General features: G+C 39.9%; 16 protein-coding genes. 7 read left to right on the top strand and 9 right to left on the bottom strand.

The features are described from left to right. Nucleotides 1-169 precede the first annotated feature (169 nt). The 3 genes from FE392_RS09530 to FE392_RS09520 form a co-directional block, all read right to left on the bottom strand. Nucleotides 170-1,474, bottom strand: coding sequence for an HAAAP family serine/threonine permease (locus FE392_RS09530; protein WP_319929991.1), 1,305 nt, complete (start codon nucleotides 1,472-1,474; stop codon nucleotides 170-172). Between the two features lie 951 nt (nucleotides 1,475-2,425). Beyond that, on the bottom strand, nucleotides 2,426-3,034 hold the full coding sequence (gene ybjG / locus FE392_RS09525; protein WP_319929990.1) for an undecaprenyl-diphosphate phosphatase: 609 nt from the start codon (nucleotides 3,032-3,034) through the stop codon (nucleotides 2,426-2,428). Nucleotides 3,035-3,562: 528 nt separating this feature from the next. Then, complete coding sequence (locus FE392_RS09520) at nucleotides 3,563-3,832, bottom strand: GrxA family glutaredoxin (RefSeq protein ID WP_319929989.1); 270 nt, start codon at nucleotides 3,830-3,832, stop codon at nucleotides 3,563-3,565. 207 nt (nucleotides 3,833-4,039) lie between these two features. Here FE392_RS09520 and FE392_RS09515 point away from each other — a divergent pair, with 207 nt between their 5' ends. The 3 genes from FE392_RS09515 to rlmC all read left to right on the top strand — a co-directional run bounded on the left by FE392_RS09515 (nucleotide 4,040) and on the right by rlmC (nucleotide 6,104). Next, nucleotides 4,040-4,357, top strand: coding sequence for a YbjC family protein (locus tag FE392_RS09515; RefSeq protein ID WP_319929988.1), 318 nt, complete (start codon nucleotides 4,040-4,042; stop codon nucleotides 4,355-4,357). Between the two features lie 79 nt (nucleotides 4,358-4,436). Continuing rightward, nucleotides 4,437-4,946, top strand: a complete 510-nt coding sequence (locus FE392_RS09510; RefSeq protein WP_319929987.1) for a type III secretion system chaperone family protein — start codon at nucleotides 4,437-4,439, stop codon at nucleotides 4,944-4,946. Between the two features lie 24 nt (nucleotides 4,947-4,970). Continuing rightward, nucleotides 4,971-6,104 carry a 23S rRNA (uracil(747)-C(5))-methyltransferase RlmC gene (rlmC, locus tag FE392_RS09505; protein ID WP_319929986.1) on the top strand — a complete coding sequence of 378 codons (1,134 nt, stop codon included), beginning with the start codon at nucleotides 4,971-4,973 and terminating at the stop codon, nucleotides 6,102-6,104. A 211-nt stretch (nucleotides 6,105-6,315) separates the two neighbouring features. On the opposite strand, the gene artM is transcribed toward rlmC, so the two are convergent. From artM to FE392_RS09480, 5 genes are all read right to left on the bottom strand, one after another. After that, nucleotides 6,316-6,984 carry an arginine ABC transporter permease ArtM gene (gene artM / locus FE392_RS09500; RefSeq protein WP_319929985.1) on the bottom strand — a complete coding sequence of 223 codons (669 nt, stop codon included), beginning with the start codon at nucleotides 6,982-6,984 and terminating at the stop codon, nucleotides 6,316-6,318. Further along, nucleotides 6,984-7,700, bottom strand: coding sequence for an arginine ABC transporter permease ArtQ (artQ, locus tag FE392_RS09495; protein WP_319929984.1), 717 nt, complete (start codon nucleotides 7,698-7,700; stop codon nucleotides 6,984-6,986). Before artQ ends, artM begins: the two co-directional genes overlap by 1 nt. Before the next feature lie 12 nt (nucleotides 7,701-7,712). Next, a complete protein-coding gene (gene artJ / locus FE392_RS09490; protein WP_319929983.1) occupies nucleotides 7,713-8,450 on the bottom strand; it encodes an arginine ABC transporter substrate-binding protein in 738 nt (245 codons plus the stop codon). A gap of 149 nt (nucleotides 8,451-8,599) precedes the next feature. After that, nucleotides 8,600-9,328 carry an arginine ABC transporter ATP-binding protein ArtP gene (gene artP, locus FE392_RS09485; protein WP_319929982.1) on the bottom strand — a complete coding sequence of 243 codons (729 nt, stop codon included), beginning with the start codon at nucleotides 9,326-9,328 and terminating at the stop codon, nucleotides 8,600-8,602. A gap of 228 nt (nucleotides 9,329-9,556) precedes the next feature. Next, nucleotides 9,557-10,459, bottom strand: coding sequence for a LysO family transporter (locus FE392_RS09480; RefSeq protein WP_319929981.1), 903 nt, complete (start codon nucleotides 10,457-10,459; stop codon nucleotides 9,557-9,559). Between the two features lie 218 nt (nucleotides 10,460-10,677). Here FE392_RS09480 and FE392_RS09475 point away from each other — a divergent pair, with 218 nt between their 5' ends. From FE392_RS09475 to macB, 3 genes are all read left to right on the top strand, one after another. Continuing rightward, nucleotides 10,678-12,372: a DUF2813 domain-containing protein gene (locus tag FE392_RS09475; protein ID WP_319929980.1), complete on the top strand. Its 1,695-nt coding sequence runs from the start codon at nucleotides 10,678-10,680 to the stop codon at nucleotides 12,370-12,372. Nucleotides 12,373-12,526: 154 nt separating this feature from the next. Beyond that, nucleotides 12,527-13,672, top strand: a complete 1,146-nt coding sequence (gene macA, locus FE392_RS09470) for a macrolide transporter subunit MacA (protein WP_319929979.1) — start codon at nucleotides 12,527-12,529, stop codon at nucleotides 13,670-13,672. Beyond that, entirely contained in the window at nucleotides 13,672-15,624 is a 1,953-nt protein-coding gene (macB, locus tag FE392_RS09465) for a macrolide ABC transporter ATP-binding protein/permease MacB (protein ID WP_319929978.1), read from the top strand. The genes macA and macB overlap by 1 nt, the downstream gene beginning before the upstream one ends. Before the next feature lie 139 nt (nucleotides 15,625-15,763). Here macB and cspD read toward each other — a convergent pair whose 3' ends face one another. Further along, nucleotides 15,764-15,994, bottom strand: coding sequence for a cold shock-like protein CspD (gene cspD / locus FE392_RS09460; protein WP_319929977.1), 231 nt, complete (start codon nucleotides 15,992-15,994; stop codon nucleotides 15,764-15,766). 328 nt (nucleotides 15,995-16,322) lie between these two features. On the opposite strand from cspD, the gene clpS reads away from it, so the two are divergent. Then, on the top strand, nucleotides 16,323-16,643 hold the full coding sequence (gene clpS, locus FE392_RS09455; RefSeq protein ID WP_319929993.1) for an ATP-dependent Clp protease adapter ClpS: 321 nt from the start codon (nucleotides 16,323-16,325) through the stop codon (nucleotides 16,641-16,643). Nucleotides 16,644-16,654: the final 11 nt, after the last annotated feature.

The raw sequence follows: 16,654 nt of genomic DNA, 5'->3' as shown, positions 1-16,654 counted from the left end.
CTTGAAATTCATTGCGTATAGTAGCAAGAATGGTCTTTAGCTATATAGAAGCGGTATAAAACGGGTAAGATGCAAAAAGATCATGAACAGAAAAATGCCAGCCAACTTTATCAGTGGCTGGCATTTTTTCATGAGGCAAACAGTATAAAATGTTGCCCCAAATTTGAAATTAGAGCAGGGAGTAAACCGCAGCAGAAATTGCGATGCTTCCCATAATCACTACAAAAATGTTGCTTGGTTTACCAGAATATTTCTGCATGGCCGGGATCTTTTTAATGGCGTACATTGGCATGATAAACAGGATCATGGCAATAACTGGCCCACCCAACGTTTCGATGATGCTCAGGATGCCTGGGTTCAGAGTCGCAACAATCCAGGTACTTACTAACATAAAGAGAGTGGTGATTCGATTCAGCGTTTTATGCTGAATAGTTTTGCCTCGAGAGCTCAGAGTCTTGTTCACAATGCCGTTGAAGCCTTCGCGCGCACCAAGATAGTGGCCAAGGAATGATTTAGTAATGGCAATGAAAGCAATAAACGGAGCTACATACTCAATCGCTGGTACACGGAAATGGTTAGCCAGGTAGGACAAAATGGTAATGTTCTGGGCTTTTGCTTCCGCCAGATTTTCAGGTGACAGGCTAAGTACACAGCTGAAAACAAAAAACATTACGGTCAGAACCATCATGATGTGGGCATAAGCTAAAATGCGTGAACATTTTTTCTCAGCATGCTCGCCATATTCTTCGCGTTTTGCTACTGCAAATGCAGAGATGATTGGTGAGTGATTAAAGGAGAAAACCATGACTGGAATTGCCAACCACAAAGTGAACAGCAAGCCTGTGCTGCCTACAGAAGATGTGGCGTTACTCAGTGACAAAGTGTCAAAGATAGCGGTGTTCCAGTGAGGGATCAAATACAGGGCCAACAGCATCAAAACGGTAACGAATGGGAATACCAGCACGCTCATCGCTTTAACGATGAATTTCTCACCTAAACGGATAATGCTCATTACACCAAGAAGCAGCACCAAAGCCAACAGTGCGCGTGGAGGAGCCTCCATTTGAAGCTGATGGGTGATAAAGCTGTCTACCGTATTTGTCAGCGCAACACTGTAAACCAACAAAATTGGGAAAATTGCAAAAAAGTAAAGAATGGTTATCAAGAAACCGGCAACTTTACCAAAGTGTTCTTCTACTACGCCGGTGATATCTTCACCGCTGCTTTTACCGGATAGAACAAAACGACACATCCCACGGTGAGCAAAAAATGTCATGGGAAGAGCAAGTATTGCCATGATAATAAGAGGAATCAAACCACCAATACCGGCATTGATGGGAAGGAACAAAACACCTGCACCGATAGCTGTGCCATATAATCCCAACATCCATACAGTGTCTGATTTACGCCAGGTAGAATAATCGCTTTTGCTTAACGCAGAGGATGCGATTGAACCTGTTTGAGATGTGTCCATAAATATCTCCGAAATAAAGCTATAAAGTAAAATTTAAAAAACTGGTTAACTCGCACATTGATGACAATGCACGAGTTGGATTTTTATATGAATAATAAGTTATCAGATGTAGTGCTGATGTTTATTTAAACGTTTTTATTATTACATTAATAATGCTGTCTAAAACCTATTCATTTAAAACAAAGGAGTGGTAAGTTCTTACGCTGTATTTTTGATATCTAAATCAGAAAATGTAACTCCAGATGTTTGATGGTGGAAATATAATTATTTTTGGTGAAATGTACCGTGATCATTCTCGCAATTGCAAGATTTATATGGGAAAGGAAAATTGTTATAAGATTTTATAAAAATGTTGATTAAATATTAAATGCAAACAAGTTTAAAAAGCAGTAAAAAAGATATCATTATATTTATTTCAATTTAATGTGTTGATTTATGATTGCAATGCATTTTATTTATATATTAATAGTGATCATTTAACGGAGGGGAAATAAAATTGAATAGGATGATAAATGTCAATGTTTTTATCTGAATATGTCTATCTGCCTGATATTGCTTTAGTAATTTGTTGATAATAAATAATTTTTAAGTTTGTTGGATTGATGTGGATACGAAGCATTATTGGCTCTTATTCAACTCTCTTATTGATTAGTCATTAATAAACGCTGCCAATTTACATCATCGTTATGTATGAAATCTATCCATAATGCCCTTTCTTTGTGAAGAAATGATAATCATTTCATGCCTGTGTTTATTCAATATACGGATAACAGCAGATGGTTGTACTTCGATAATCTGTCAGAGTTATTCAGTATAAAAATAATTTTCGTAAAATGAAATTTTCTATTCTTCCAAGAATATTGAGTTAAAAACAGATGCCATTTTTATACCTTCATTTTTAATTGAAACTTAGAAAATGAAGGTATGTGTTAATTTAAGGTTAATTTAAAGTTAATTTTTAACCCAGCCTTTTTGAATAAAGAATGAACAAATAAATTGGTAAATGCGAATAAGTTTATTTTGCAATTGTTGCCCGCATACATTCCAAAACATTTGGGTTAAGGCACAACTCAACAAACTAATTAAAAATGCACCTACCATATCCAGTGGCCAATGAACGCCGACATAAACCCGAGACCAGGCAATGGCACAGGCAATAACCAGCAAGCATAAACCTGACCAGATACGATGCCAAAAGAGGAATGCCAGTGAGAACGTAAATACGGCTGTTCCGTGGTTACTGGGAAACGATTCTGTTGGGGCATGGAGGAGGTAATTGTAGCCAAAGCCTTCAACAAAAGGTCTGGCATGAGGAACGAGTATCCCGATGATATATGAGGCAGTGATCCCCAGGGCAAAAGCGATGCAAGATTTACTCACGACAATCCGTTGCAGTGCGATATTTTTTTCTTTTCCCCAAAGCCAGCAGATAGCCAGAGTCGCCGGGTAAATAAATACGCAATATTTCGCGATAAGGATTGCGATCAGGATCATTGCTGGTGATGAATCTGGTGTTGCATTGATGAAAGTAAACAAGTTGTGGTTAAGTTGTTCTAGCAAAATGAGCCTCACAAGCGCGATATTTACGTAAATATGATAAATCCATTTTATCAACTCGTTGTCAGAATGAGTAATTCTATAATATCGAGGGGTAAAAAGGGATTGTTTGGATTCATGATTTTATTTAATGAGTATTGAAGTTGCATAGGGCAATAATAGAACCGTGACAAGAGCAACGGATAGCCTATGGACTGGTAAGTATGTAGTGATTGTAAGTCGTGAAACGCCCAAAGTTAACATAATGTTTTAAGTTAGTAACAAAAATAAGTAATAAAAAACCCGATAGTCTTTAACCAAAGTGGATGACTATCGGGCTCCTCAAAATGGGGACATCAAAGAAAAGCAGTGGCAATAATTAAGACTGCGCGATAATACGAAAGTTCTCAGCAAAGAGAAAAAAACATAAAATTTTTTCAGGAAGGTGAAACCAGGGGTATTTAGCCAGTATGGCTAATCTTACCACTATCCAGTAGGATGGGCATTTCTGGCTGGATAGCGGTTTTTTTTTGAGGTTTTTTAGTTATTTTTTTAGTTATTGGTATAAAGTGCCAAGTTTGCTTTAGCATAGGCTTCGAAATCAGTGCATCCACCGATATGTTTCTCATCAATAAAGATTTGAGGAACTGTTTCAACAGGTTTACCAACCGTTTTTGATAGGTCTTCTTTGCTAATGCCTTCCGCCCAGATATCGATGTAACGGTAATCGAAATCTTCGCGATCTGCTTTTAATTTTTCAGCCAAATCTTTAGCACGAACACAGTATGGGCAACCAGGACGTCCAAAAATGACAGTATACATATTAACTCCTTATGAAATGGTTATGATCGTGAACTTCATAGATTGTCATCTAGAGTTACTATGCCTGTAAGCGAAGGTAAAAAAAAGCAGGAATTTCCTTTCAATGTAATTAGTCCTGCCAATAGAACGGATTCAGGTATGATATCTTGCTGCATTTGTTGCAATCGGTAGGCGTCTATTTTTAAGATTGGGAGGAACAGGCGGAGAATGAAAAAAAATTCATCAGCAGAGATGAAATCTTTGGCAGACATGCCTAAGCTGGTCATTTTATTGGAAGCGTTGGGGGTTGGGCTACTGGTTCTCGCGTATTTGTTGATCACTGATAGCATAATTCTATCACCTTTATTAATGACGACCGAAGCACACATTGCTATGATCTTATTGGGTATCGGTTGCTTGATACCAGCAGCTATCCATATTATCTGGCGTGCAGTCTATAATCTTTCCTTTTTAGGGGTTGATCATAAGAAAACAGATAAAAATCATCAGATAGTTTCTGATGATGAAAAAAACAAAATAGGTTAATTATTGGTCATGCTGCTACTCGACGGAATACTTCCCCTAAGTAGCATGTGTAACTTCTTGGTCATACGAGGTTAATGCGATGGATTCTATGGTTACCCCCGATTTGTCAATATTGCGCACGTGGCTTGAACGGCTCAAAATCTCTCATTTTGAAAATGATTCAGGCTCAGTTTTGCATCTTCCCCATATGCAGAATATTGATGGCTTGTTTGATGCCAAAATCGATTTGCTGGGTGATGTTGTATTGTTTTCTGCTCTGGCAGAAGTGAGACCAACTGCAATAATTCCATTAGTTGCCAATTTGAGCCAGATTAATGCTAGTTCACTCACTGTTAAGGCATTTCTTGATGTACAGGACGAAAACTTACCTAAGCTGATTCTTTGTCAGGCATTTCCTATTGCTGCGGGCATGACGTTCAGGCAATTTTCCAATTTTATGAAACAGGGCGAAGAGCAAATTGCCAATGTGATTTTCGAAATTCACAGTAATAATCTGCTTTATGTTAATCATGACATGGAAAGTGAGATGGAAGTTGAAGAGGAAGAGTTAATGGCTTCGACGAATACATCAACATTTACCTTGCATTAATATTTTTCGATACGGTTTTTTACAATGCGATGTGTGCAGTATACTGCGGGGCATTGTCACTCCTGTCAGTGGCTTGATAAGTCCTATTCTCAGCAATTGTCTGATAAACAACAAAATTTAAAACAACTTTTACAGGAAGAATCTGTCATACACTGGCTTTCGCCAGTGGACAGCACAACGAGTGGATTTCGCAATAAAGCTAAAATGGTAGTAAGTGGCAGTGTTGAACGTCCTTTACTCGGTATGCTGCATCGCGATGGTAGAACGGTGGATCTTTGTGATTGCCCATTGTATCCACAATATTTTCAGCCAGTATTTGAAGCAATAAAGGTATTCATTGCTAAAGCTGGCTTAGTTCCCTATAACGTTGGCCGGAAAAAGGGAGAGTTGAAGTTTATTCTTCTGACAGAGAGCCGTGCCAATGGTGAAATGATGCTGCGATTTGTTTTGCGTTCAGAAACAAAATTGGCGCAATTGGAACGGGCTTTACCTTGGTTACAGGAGCAATTGCCACAATTAGCCGTCATTTCTGCCAACATCCAACCAACGCATATGGCAATTTTGGAAGGTGAAAAAGAGATCATTTTCACAGAACAAAAAATGCTGCAAGAAACCTTTAATGGCATTCCACTATTTATTCGTCCGCGTAGCTTTTTCCAGACAAACCCGGATATCGCGTCAGAGCTGTATGCCACTGCGGGGCGCTGGGTTAGGGAATTGAAGATAAGCAGCATGTGGGATCTGTTTTGTGGTGCGGGGGGTTTTGGCCTGCATTGTGCGGATAAAGAAACTAAGTTGACCGGCATTGAAATTAGTGCCGAAGCTATAGAGTGTGCCAAAAGTTCGGCCAAAACTCTGGGGCTGGAGTCAGTTGAGTTTCAAGCGCTGGATTCCACCCATTTTGCCCTTGATAAATCGCAGATACCGGAGCTGGTATTGGTCAATCCTCCTCGTCGGGGCATTGGTAAAGAGCTTTGCGAATACCTTGGCCGAATGGCTCCTAAGTTTGTGCTTTATTCAAGTTGTAATGCTCAGACGATGGCTAAAGATATTGCCATGCTCAAACAATATCGAATAGAAAAAGTACAGCTATTCGATATGTTCCCTCATACAGAACATTATGAAACCCTGGCATTGTTAGTGATGGATTCAAACTAACCCAATTCTTACGGCTCATTCCGGTGATAACTACTGGTTATCGCCGGAGTAAATCAAATAAATGGCAATTAGTTGAATATAGCCAATGAATTTCTATCAATTGGGAGCGATTCCCAAGCACATGGATGGGCCACAACTTGTAATGATGAGGTTAGGCGGAATGAGTGCAGCCAATAAGGCTGCAACTCATAAGGATAGGGCTGAATCAGGTTCAGCTACGATGCTCAAATGATAAAGCGCGATGTTCAATGATACGCATTATTAATGTCAGCAGGGCATTAATACAGAGGTATATGATGCCCGCAGCAACAAAGACAGAAACATCATAAGTGCGTCCAAATAGAAGTTGGCTATACCCCATGATATCCAATAAGGTGATCGTACTGGCAAGTGAAGTACTCTTGAAGATCAGAACGATTTCATTGGAATAGGAGGAGATAGCTCTTTTAAAAGCATAAGGCAGCAAGATGCGCACAGAATGAATCTTGGACATGCCGAGAGCCTGGCAAGATTGCCATTGCCCTTCAGGAATCGCTTTTACTGCCCCATAAAACAGTTGAGTTGAGTAAGCAGCACTATTCAATGCCAGCGTCACCATCGCACAAAGCCATGGCTCTGACATAAGTTGCCATAACCATGCGTATTCTTTTATTGCAGGAAATTGCCCCGGCCCGTAATAAATCAAAAAAAACTGAACAAGCAGGGGAGTTCCGGTAAATAACGTGATATAGCCTTTTACTAATTGGGAAAGCACCGGCAGCTTCATTGTCAGGATCATGGTTAGAATAACTGACAAGATAAACGCGGTCAGTAATGCCGAAAAAGTCAGGCTGAGGCTGGTTTGCAGACCCGGCAAAATTTCCTTTATGTACTCAAACATTACGAAGCGCTCCGTTCAAAATGAGTGGTACGCATCTCGAGCCGCTTGAGAATTAACTGGCTGACAAGTGTAATGACCAAGTAGATCAAAGCGACAATCATATACCAAGTGAAAGGTTCCTGCGTGCGGGTTGCGATACTTTTTGTCTGTAACATCAAATCATTGACACTGATGAGTGACACCAAGGCGGTATCTTTCAGCAAAACCAGCCATTGATTCCCCAACCCTGGCAGGGCATGCCGCCACATTTGTGGCATTACCAGACGAAAAAAGATGCGACTTTGGCTTAATCCCAATGCTTGGCCTGCTTCCCGTTGCCCTGCGGGAACCGCTTTCAAAGCTCCGCGCAATGTTTGTGAAGCATAAGCTGAATAAAGCAATGAAAGGGCAATAACGCCGCAAAGAAAAGGGCTGACATCAAAATTGTCAATTTGCATTTGTAGCTTAAATTGCCAGACAACCAGATTAACTTCCAAACCCTCTGACAGCATTATCAGAAGCTGTGAGCTTCCGAAATAGATGAAAAGAACGACCAGAATTTCAGGCAGCCCGCGAATCAATGTTACCCAGCAAGAGCCTAAAAAAGCGATTGGCTTCCAACGGACGGATTCCCACGCAGCAAAAAGCATTGCCAGAACCAAACCTACTGCAAGCGAAGAAATAGCAAGGCCGACGGTTGTTCCGGCGGCGCTGATTAAAGATTGAAGTTCACTCATTGGGACTCAGTTTTATTGTTCAAACCATTTTTTATAGATGACGTCATACGAACCATCTTGTTTCACTTCAGCGAGAGCTTTGTTCAGTTTATTCAATAAATCAGTATCACCTTTGCGAACTGCAATGCCTAAACCTGTTCCAAAATAGTTTTTATCTGTCACTTTATTGCCAACAGTGCCTAAGTTTTTATTCGTTTTCAGCCATTCATTAACAACAGCGGTGTCACCGAATACCGCATCAATTCGGCCATTTTTTAGATCAAGGATCGCATTTTGGTAGCTATCATAAGGCACAGTTTTGATTTCTTTATGTTGCTCCATCAGATACTTCTGGTGAGTTGTGCCATTTTGCATACCGACCAGTTTACCTTTCAGGTCAGAAATATTGTTAAATTTCCCTTTAACAGCAATGAAAATAGCGGAGTTATCATAATAAGTATCAGTGAAGTCCACCTGTTTTTGGCGTTCTGGTGTGATATCGATACCGGCCATCAGGACATCAAAACGACGGAATTTCAGGCTGGGAATCAAACTGTCGAAGGCTTGGTTGGTGAATGTGCATTTAGTGTGGATTTTTGCACATATTGCATTCGCCAGATCGACATCGAATCCCTGAATCTTATTGTTTGCATCAATAAATTCAAATGGCGGATAAGAGGCTTCTGTGGCAAAACGGAGAGTGGCTTGCTCTGCTGCGGTTGCCGATAAGGTTATTGCGCTTAATAAAGTTGCAAATAATAATTTTTTCATAGCAATATCCTGTCATTCATGGATGTTGTGATTGATAAATGTTCTTGGTGTTTGTTTTATCACTGATTGCCGTTATGACAGATTAAGTATGGTATATCAATGTGATAAATGTATATCTGTGTGTTAAATGGTGTATCAGTACGATAAATTCAGTGTGATAAATAGTGAGCAAAGGCTTCAGTTTGCGGTTGCGCAAAGTGAGTCATATCACCTTTTTCGATAATGCGTCCTTGCTCCATGTATACAACCTGGCTTGCTGTTTTGCGGGCCAGCTCCACTTCATGAGTCACAATAACTTGGGTAATGCCAGTGCCTGCCAGTTCCTTGATAATATCAATGACCTGAGATGTAATTGCAGGATCAAGCGCAGCGGTAGGCTCATCAAACAATAGAATTTGGGGTTCCATCATTAATGCCCGGGCAATTGCAACGCGTTGTTGTTGACCACCTGAAAGGTGCAATGGAAAACGGCTGGCAAATTCGTCCAGATGAAGGCGAGAAAGAAGTTTTTCGGCTTTTTCCCGTGCCTGTTGCTTAGAAAGTTTCAAGACTCGGCATGGTGCTTCAATTAAATTATCCATTACAGTCAAATGTGGCCACAGGTTGTATTGCTGGAAAACCATACCGACATTTTGCCGTAATGCCAGAATCTCTTTTTGATTAGGTTTCTGGCTGAAATCAAATTGGTGTTTTGCCACATTGAGTTGCCCGGAGCGGGGCATCTCTAGCAGGTTCAATACTCTCAACAACGAGCTTTTACCTGCGCCACTTGGCCCAAGCAGGACTATTGTTTCCCCTGATGTACATTCAAAATTGATATCAAACAGGGCCTGATGCGAACCATAGAAGCAATTTATATTTTTTAATTGAATGCTCATGCGAAAAATGTGAATAGTTAGTTTATTGTTCGGATATTAATCCCATAAGAATAACTATGCAATAATATCTGCATAAAATTGTCGTTTTTATCAAATTAGTGACTTAACTAATCAGACTATAGACATTTTTTCAGATTACTTTCTGTTTCTTTATTAGTCAATCGGATTTATTTTTGCACTTTAAAAGTTTTTTTTAATCAGTTAGCACGATTAATTGCAATGTATTGCTTACTGGGTAAAAAATGCGATAAACAAGGGTGTCATCAGACTTAATATAAAACCATGCACGATAGCCGCTGGCACTATTCCTGCTCCGCCACAGCGCTGTAAAACCGGTAAGGCAAAATCCATTGAAGTCGCACCGGTTAAACCTAATGCAGTCGAGCGAAAGCGGTTTACCAGCATTGGGAGCAGCATAATGGATGCCAGTTCTCTGGCTAAGTCATTAAAAAATGCGGTACTGCCGAGAACCGGCCCGTAAGCATCGGAAAGCAAAATGCCGGAAAGAGAATACCAGCCGTAGCCGGATGCGATAGCAAGACCGGTCTTGGTGGGCAATCCGAGTAAAAATGCAGCCAGCATTCCACCCAGCAACGAGCTGACGGCAACAACTAGCGCGATAACGGTGCCACGCCGATTCAACAAAGTTTGTTTTAGGCTCATGCCATTGTTACGTAATTGTATTCCGACCAGAAACAGCAGAAAAACCAGTACAATTTCACTGGCATTGCTGGAAAAGCGGAACCATGACCAGCCAGTTAGCCCAATGAGAAATCCCAGAATGAGAGCGCCACAAAGTTTGAGGGAATCTAATGCCATATGTAATCGGGAAGGGGGTTTTTCTTGTTTATGCGCATTAACAATCCACGGATCTCGTTTATCCAGCAGAAAAAGGGCTAGCATATTAGTGAATAATATGCAGAGAAAAAATGTCGTTGCATATAATAAGATAGAAAATAAATTGCTGCCTAAATTCTCCAGCATGGCGAGGCTAATGCCCATAAGAATGAGAATAATATAAACCATGATGCCGAGTAGTTTGTGAACCATTGCCGTTACTGATTTATTATTCAGGTGAATCAGATAGCCTAGGCATAATGGCAGGAGAATGATGAGTAATCCTGAATACATGTTTTACATCCTTATTTAATTAAAAAGTTTTTTTTATCTAGTTCTTATAATGGAAGTTGGTCATAAAGACCAACAAACAAACAGAAACAAAATATTTACACTAAAATAACAGAGAGAATAAAGGTAAATGCACTGAAATTCAACGCATTTCTATTTTAGAAAAAGGTAAATGTTATAAATAAAGTTAAATAAATCAGGTTATTTGAATAGGGGAATATATGTTCTTGGAACGTATTGAAATTTCAGGATTTAGAGGGATAAACAGGTTATCGTTGATGCTTGATGACAATACTATCTTGATTGGCGAAAATGCCTGGGGTAAATCGAGCCTTTTAGATGCTTTAACCGCTTTATTATCACCTAAGCCTGAATTTTATCGCTTTAATAAACTTGATTTCTATCATGCATGGGATGAAACCACAGTTAAGAAATGTGATTTACAAATAATCCTGACATTTTGCGAAAAACAGAAGGGAAATTATCGGCTAGCGCGTTTACGTAATTTACGTCCCTTGTGGATCGGGGCCAGAAACGAACTTAAACGAATATATTTGCGTGTTAGCGGAGAATTACAAAAAGACGGTTCAGTAGAAACTTATCGCTGTTTTTTGAATGAACAGGAAAATTCTTTACAGTTAGATGATAATGAACTTTTACTGCGTGAAATTATACGGTTATATCCTGTATTGCGCTTACGTGACGCCCGTTTTGTCAATGAAACATTAATAAATAAATCATTAAAAGAAGCTACGGATAATTCCACTTATCATGATGAAATTCGAGAAAAAATGGAATTATTGACGTTGGCTTTGATGGATAATCCGCAAGAATTAACGAATGAAGAATTATGGCAGGGAATGGAAGCTATGCAGCAATTAATCGGACATTACTTTGCTGAACAAGGCGCTGATTTATTTGAGCATAAAAATGTAAAATATAAACGCGGAAATAATCAATCACATAGCCAACATCGATTACGGGGCTGGCAGGTGTTGGATGCTATCCACCGGATCAGTTCAAAGCCCGACCAGCGCAATGTTCGCTTGATTATTTTGAGTATCTTTTCCTCACTGCTACAGTCAAATAGTAATATTTCCCTTGATTCCGACGCTCGCCCGCTTGTCATTATCGAAAATCCCGAAACACGTTTGCATCCGATTATGCTTTCCATTTCCTGGGGGTTGATGAGTTTATTCTCGCTGCAAAAAATCACCACGACGAATTCAGGAGAGTTATTATCTCAAGCACCTCTCAGTGGCGTTTGCCGTTTAATTAGAAATTCCAGTCGCGTGATGGCTTATCGTCTGGGAGAAAATTATTTAACTGCGGAAGAAACTCGCCGAGTTTCGTTCCATATCCATTTTAATCGCCCATCAGCTTTGTTCGCCCGTTGTTGGCTACTGGTTGAAGGGGAAACGGAAGTTTGGCTAATTAATGATTTGGCTCGTCAATGTGGTTATTATTTCGAATCAGAAGGTATTAAAGTCATTGAGTTTGCTCAAAGCGGACTAAAACCTCTCTTGAAATTTGCCAATCACATGGGAATTGAATGGCACACGTTGGTCGATGGTGATGATGCAGGTAAAAAATATGCTGCCACAGCTAAATTGTTTGCGGAAGAAATCGGTGATACTGTCAGTAATAGATTAACTTCTTTACCTGCACCAGATATGGAACATTTTCTATATCGTTTTGATTTCAGTGATGTTTATCATGAAATTGCCAATATTCCCAAAAATGTCCGCATATCAACGAGGAAAGTTCTTGCAAAGGCTATCCAGCGCTCTTCTAAACCTGATTTGGCGATAGCCGTTGCTAATTATGCCGCTAAGCGTGGAGTTACTTCTATTCCATTGATTCTGAAAGAGATGTTTTCCAGGGTTGTTTGGTTGGCAAGGGGAAAAATCAATTAGATTTTAATAAGTTTCTATCAGGTATTTTTGGAAGAAAAATGGGATTTATTATAAATTTTTATTATAAAAAACATTTGCTGATAATAATTATTGAGGTTATATAAAGTATATTGAGGTAATTAGACCATGGCATTTTAATAGTGAGTATTTGTCGATGAAATTTTTTAACGCCAAACGCCTCTGGGTTTTTGCAGTACTTATTTTGTTAATCGTCGCATCTGTATTTATCTCTTCCTACTACTTCCCCAAGGCTATTACGTATCAAACCAGTGTTGTCATGAAAGGCAATTTGAAACAAAGTGTCCTTGCAACGGGAACATTGGATGCGGTCAGTAAAGTTGATGTGGGTGCACAGATTAGCGGTCAGTTGAAAGAGCTTTACGTGAAATTGGGGGATAAAGTTAAGAAAGGTCAATTATTGGCAATGATTGATCCACAAACTGCGAAAAATGATGTGAAAGAAAAAGAAGAAACGGTAAAAGGACTGCAGTTTGATCTACAAGGAGCAGAAGCTGAATTAAGATTTTCTCGACTCGAAGTGAGTCGAAAAAGTAAGTTAATTAAGTCAAATTTAATATCTCAATATGATCTGGATAATGCGGTAAAAAGTGCGGATTCGGCATTTGCCAAAGTTAATTCTTTCAAAGCACAAATCAGGAAGAGCCAAGCTACTCTGAATAATGCTAAAACAAAGCTTCAATATACCTCTATTACCGCGCCTATCGCGGGAGTCGTGACAAATATAAAAACCCTCCAAGGTCAAACTGTTAATGCGGCCCAAGAAGTGCCGACTATCCTCACATTGGCAAACCTCGACACCATGATTGTTAACGCTGAGATATCAGAAGCAGACATCGTGAAATTAAAGCCCGGCCAAAAAGTATCATTCACTATTTTAGGTGCACCGGAAAAACATTTTTCGAGCCATTTACTGGATATTCTTCCGGCACCACCAGCGGCGGATAAAGATAAGAATAATAGCAATGATAATGCCATTTTCTACTATGCACGCTTCGAAGTTCCAAATGAGGGGCATATTCTGCGTTTAAAAATGACTGCTCAAGTAAACATAGAGGTTCAGTCATTGCACAATGTATTGATGATCCCGATTTCAGCGCTGGAGAAGCTGGTATCTCCCAATCAGTATGAAGTCAGCGTCTTGCAAAATGGTAAAAAAGAGAAACGTATAATCACGACGGGTATTTTTAATGACATCAATGTTCAGGTTATTAGTGGGCTAAAAGAAAATGAACATGTAATCACTGGCTCCAGTGATCAAAACAACTCTGGGGCGTTGTGATGGGAACTTTACTGGAACTAAAAAATGTCAGCCGCAGCTATCTGATCGGTGGGGAACAAGTCACTGTATTGGATAATATTTCATTATCAATTCAAGCTGGGGAAATGGTAGCTATTGTTGGTGCATCGGGATCAGGTAAATCCACTTTGATGAATATACTTGGTTGCTTGGATAAACCCAGCAGTGGCGAATATTGGGTTTCAGGTGCACATGTTGCTGATTTAACCAGTAATCAATTAGCAAAATTACGCAGGGAGTCCTTTGGTTTCGTCTTTCAGCGCTATCATTTGCTGACTCACCTGACGGCAGAGCAAAATGTTGAAGTCCCGGCAATTTATTCCGGCGTTTCCAAAATGCAGCGTCGTAAGCGGGCTATTGAATTACTCCAAAAACTTGGGTTGCAAAATCGTATTAATTATCGCCCAGGCCAACTTTCTGGCGGGCAGCAACAACGAGTTAGTATTGCCAGATCATTGATGAATGGTGGCCAAGTAATCCTTGCCGATGAGCCAACGGGAGCATTGGATAGCGCTTCAGGTCAGGAGATGATGGATATCCTGAAACACCTTTGTCAGCAAGGGCACACCGTCGTCATTGTTACTCATGATCCCAAAATTGCGGCGCAGGCTCAAAGGGTGATTGAAATTAAAGATGGTCGCCTCTTGAATGATTCAGGAACTTCCGTGAATGAAACGAAAACCCATCTTTCTCCTGTTAATGAAAAAAATTTTTCAGTTCAACGGACTTGGGATAGTTTCAACGAAGCGCTATTGATGGCATGGCGTGCAATGACTGTCAATAAGTTGAGAACATTTTTGACCATGCTCGGCATTATTATCGGCATTACTTCTGTTGTTACTCTTTCTGTGATTGGTAATGCGATGAAATCAAAGGTGTTATCGAATGTTGAAGCCATAGGGGCTAATCAGATCCGTATTTTCCCGGGAGGCGATTTTGGCAGTGATTTTGGCAGTGGCAAAGCATCAGAAATGCAATCATTGAAGCAGACTGATGTTTTAGCCATAAAATCTCAGAGTTACATTCAAGCCGCTTCTCCAGAATTAACAACAAGTGGGCGCTTGCGCCAAGGTAATGTTGATATCAAAACGAACATAAATGGTGTAGGAAAAGATTTTTTTCAGATAAATAACTCAAAGTTTGCTCAAGGTATCCCTTTTACATCAGAGATGGTTCATCGTCAGGCTCAGGTAGTTGTCATTAACGAGTACACACGGAAGAAATTATTTCCTTATCAAAAGAATGTAATAGGTGAAATTGTACTGGTGAAAAATACCCCTCTGAGAGTTATCGGGGTTCTCTCCACGGAATTAGAACACTATGGTAGCAACAGATCGCAAATTTGGTTGCCTTATAGCACGATGAATTACCGCATGGTAAGTCAGGATTATCTAAACTCGATCGTTTTTCGGGTACAGGATGGTTATTCTGCTAGCGTAGTGGCTGATAAAGTTACGCAGCTATTGACATTACGCCATGGTAGAAAAGATTTTTATGTATTTAGTCCTGAGCAATATATTCAGTTGATGATTAAAACAGCACGAAACATTCAGCTTTTTTTGGTATTGGTGGCGCTGACATCCTTGATTGTTGGTGGGATTGGCGTGATGAATATCATGCTGGTATCTGTAACAGAGCGTACACGGGAAATTGGTATTCGTATGGCAGTGGGAGCCAGGAATAGTGACATTATGCAGCAATTTCTCATTGAAGCAGTTTTAATTTGCTTGATTGGCGGGACATTAGGGATAGGGCTGTCATATGGCTTGTCGATAGTCGGACAATGGATGTTTCCGCAATGGAACTTGGTTTATAAATTCACCATGCTTATCATTGCCTTTAGTTGTTCAACGGCAATCGGGATAATTTTTGGTTTCCTGCCAGCCCGTAACGCAGCTCGCCTTGACCCTATAGAGGCATTAGCGCGGGAATGAATGTTGTAAACAAAGCTTATTTTGTAAGCCGTTAGGGTTGTAACCTATAAGGACAGGCAGAGAATGACGCAAAATAGCACGCCACAAATAAGTACACTGTTTATTTGTGGCGTGGAATTATAAATTTATTTTTATTGACTTACTTTTCTTCTGATCCTGCACTACCTTCCAGAGGAACAATAAGGCTGGCGTGATTACCCTTTGGGCCTTGGTTAACACTGAAATTTACTTTTTGCCCAGCTTTCAGAGTCCTATAACCATCCATCTGAATGGTTGAATAGTGAGCGAATATGTCATCACCCCCGCTAGCCGGGCAAATAAATCCAAAGCCCTTTGCATTATTGAACCATTTAACAGTACCTGTTTCCATACTTCTCTATCCCTCGTATGACGATTTCGGGTTTAGGAGTCACAAAAAATTTCAAAAAAAAAATGAACAGGCGCCCATAAAGGGTTTTGTGTTCATAAAATATACTGTAGTGAAATTCATTGCTTCGTCAAGCATATAAATAACGTCAAGCTGTTTCAGATGGCTAAAGTTTGATATAGATAACGGTATCCGCTTTTTAAGCAAAATCTCTATTCCGTAATCAAAGGAGAATAAGCAGAGTGCGCTACGAAGTGATAAAATATATGACAGTGTAATGGATTAATTCGTACTAAAATCCAATGGAAAGCTAATACCCAGCGGAAGAATGATGACTGAGTTTTATAACAATTTGAAAGTTGAAGAATTTATTGAGGACGATGCAAAACAAAAGCTGCAACCTCCATCAATGTATAAGGTCATTCTTAACAATGACGATTATACCCCTATGGAGTTTGTGGTTGACGTATTGCAAAAGTTCTTTTCTTATGATGTTGAACGAGCAACGCAACTAATGCTGGATGTCCACCAAAAAGGGAAGGCAGTTTGCGGAATTTATACGGCAGAGGTCGCAGAAACTAAAGCTGCGCAAGTGAACATGTATGCTAAGGAGCACGAGCATCCATTACTTTGCACGCTAGAAAAGGTCTAATCTGGCTCACT

Source organism: Xenorhabdus santafensis, from assembly GCF_033949405.1.
GTDB classification, from domain to species: domain Bacteria; phylum Pseudomonadota; class Gammaproteobacteria; order Enterobacterales; family Enterobacteriaceae; genus Xenorhabdus; species Xenorhabdus santafensis.
The sequence above is the reverse complement of the archived record's forward strand: the minus strand, read 5'-3'. Positions and strand labels throughout refer to the sequence as shown.

Bases quoted from the DNA above. Each gene is read 5' to 3' on its own strand.
- FE392_RS09530 (WP_319929991.1), bottom strand. From the start codon at position 1,474: ATGGACACATCTCAAACAGGTTCAATCGCATCCTCTGCGTTAAGCAAA.
- FE392_RS09520 (WP_319929989.1), bottom strand. From the start codon at position 3,832: ATGTATACTGTCATTTTTGGACGTCCTGGTTGCCCATACTGTGTTCGT.
- FE392_RS09515 (WP_319929988.1), top strand. From the start codon at position 4,040: ATGAAAAAAAATTCATCAGCAGAGATGAAATCTTTGGCAGACATGCCT.
- FE392_RS09510 (WP_319929987.1), top strand. From the start codon at position 4,437: ATGGATTCTATGGTTACCCCCGATTTGTCAATATTGCGCACGTGGCTT.
- rlmC (WP_319929986.1), top strand. From the start codon at position 4,971: ATGCGATGTGTGCAGTATACTGCGGGGCATTGTCACTCCTGTCAGTGG.
- artM (WP_319929985.1), bottom strand. From the start codon at position 6,984: ATGTTTGAGTACATAAAGGAAATTTTGCCGGGTCTGCAAACCAGCCTC.
- artQ (WP_319929984.1), bottom strand. From the start codon at position 7,700: ATGAGTGAACTTCAATCTTTAATCAGCGCCGCCGGAACAACCGTCGGC.
- artJ (WP_319929983.1), bottom strand. From the start codon at position 8,450: ATGAAAAAATTATTATTTGCAACTTTATTAAGCGCAATAACCTTATCG.
- artP (WP_319929982.1), bottom strand. From the start codon at position 9,328: ATGAGCATTCAATTAAAAAATATAAATTGCTTCTATGGTTCGCATCAG.
- FE392_RS09480 (WP_319929981.1), bottom strand. From the start codon at position 10,459: ATGTATTCAGGATTACTCATCATTCTCCTGCCATTATGCCTAGGCTAT.
- FE392_RS09475 (WP_319929980.1), top strand. From the start codon at position 10,678: ATGTTCTTGGAACGTATTGAAATTTCAGGATTTAGAGGGATAAACAGG.
- macA (WP_319929979.1), top strand. From the start codon at position 12,527: ATGAAATTTTTTAACGCCAAACGCCTCTGGGTTTTTGCAGTACTTATT.
- macB (WP_319929978.1), top strand. From the start codon at position 13,672: ATGGGAACTTTACTGGAACTAAAAAATGTCAGCCGCAGCTATCTGATC.
- cspD (WP_319929977.1), bottom strand. From the start codon at position 15,994: ATGGAAACAGGTACTGTTAAATGGTTCAATAATGCAAAGGGCTTTGGA.
- clpS (WP_319929993.1), top strand. From the start codon at position 16,323: ATGACTGAGTTTTATAACAATTTGAAAGTTGAAGAATTTATTGAGGAC.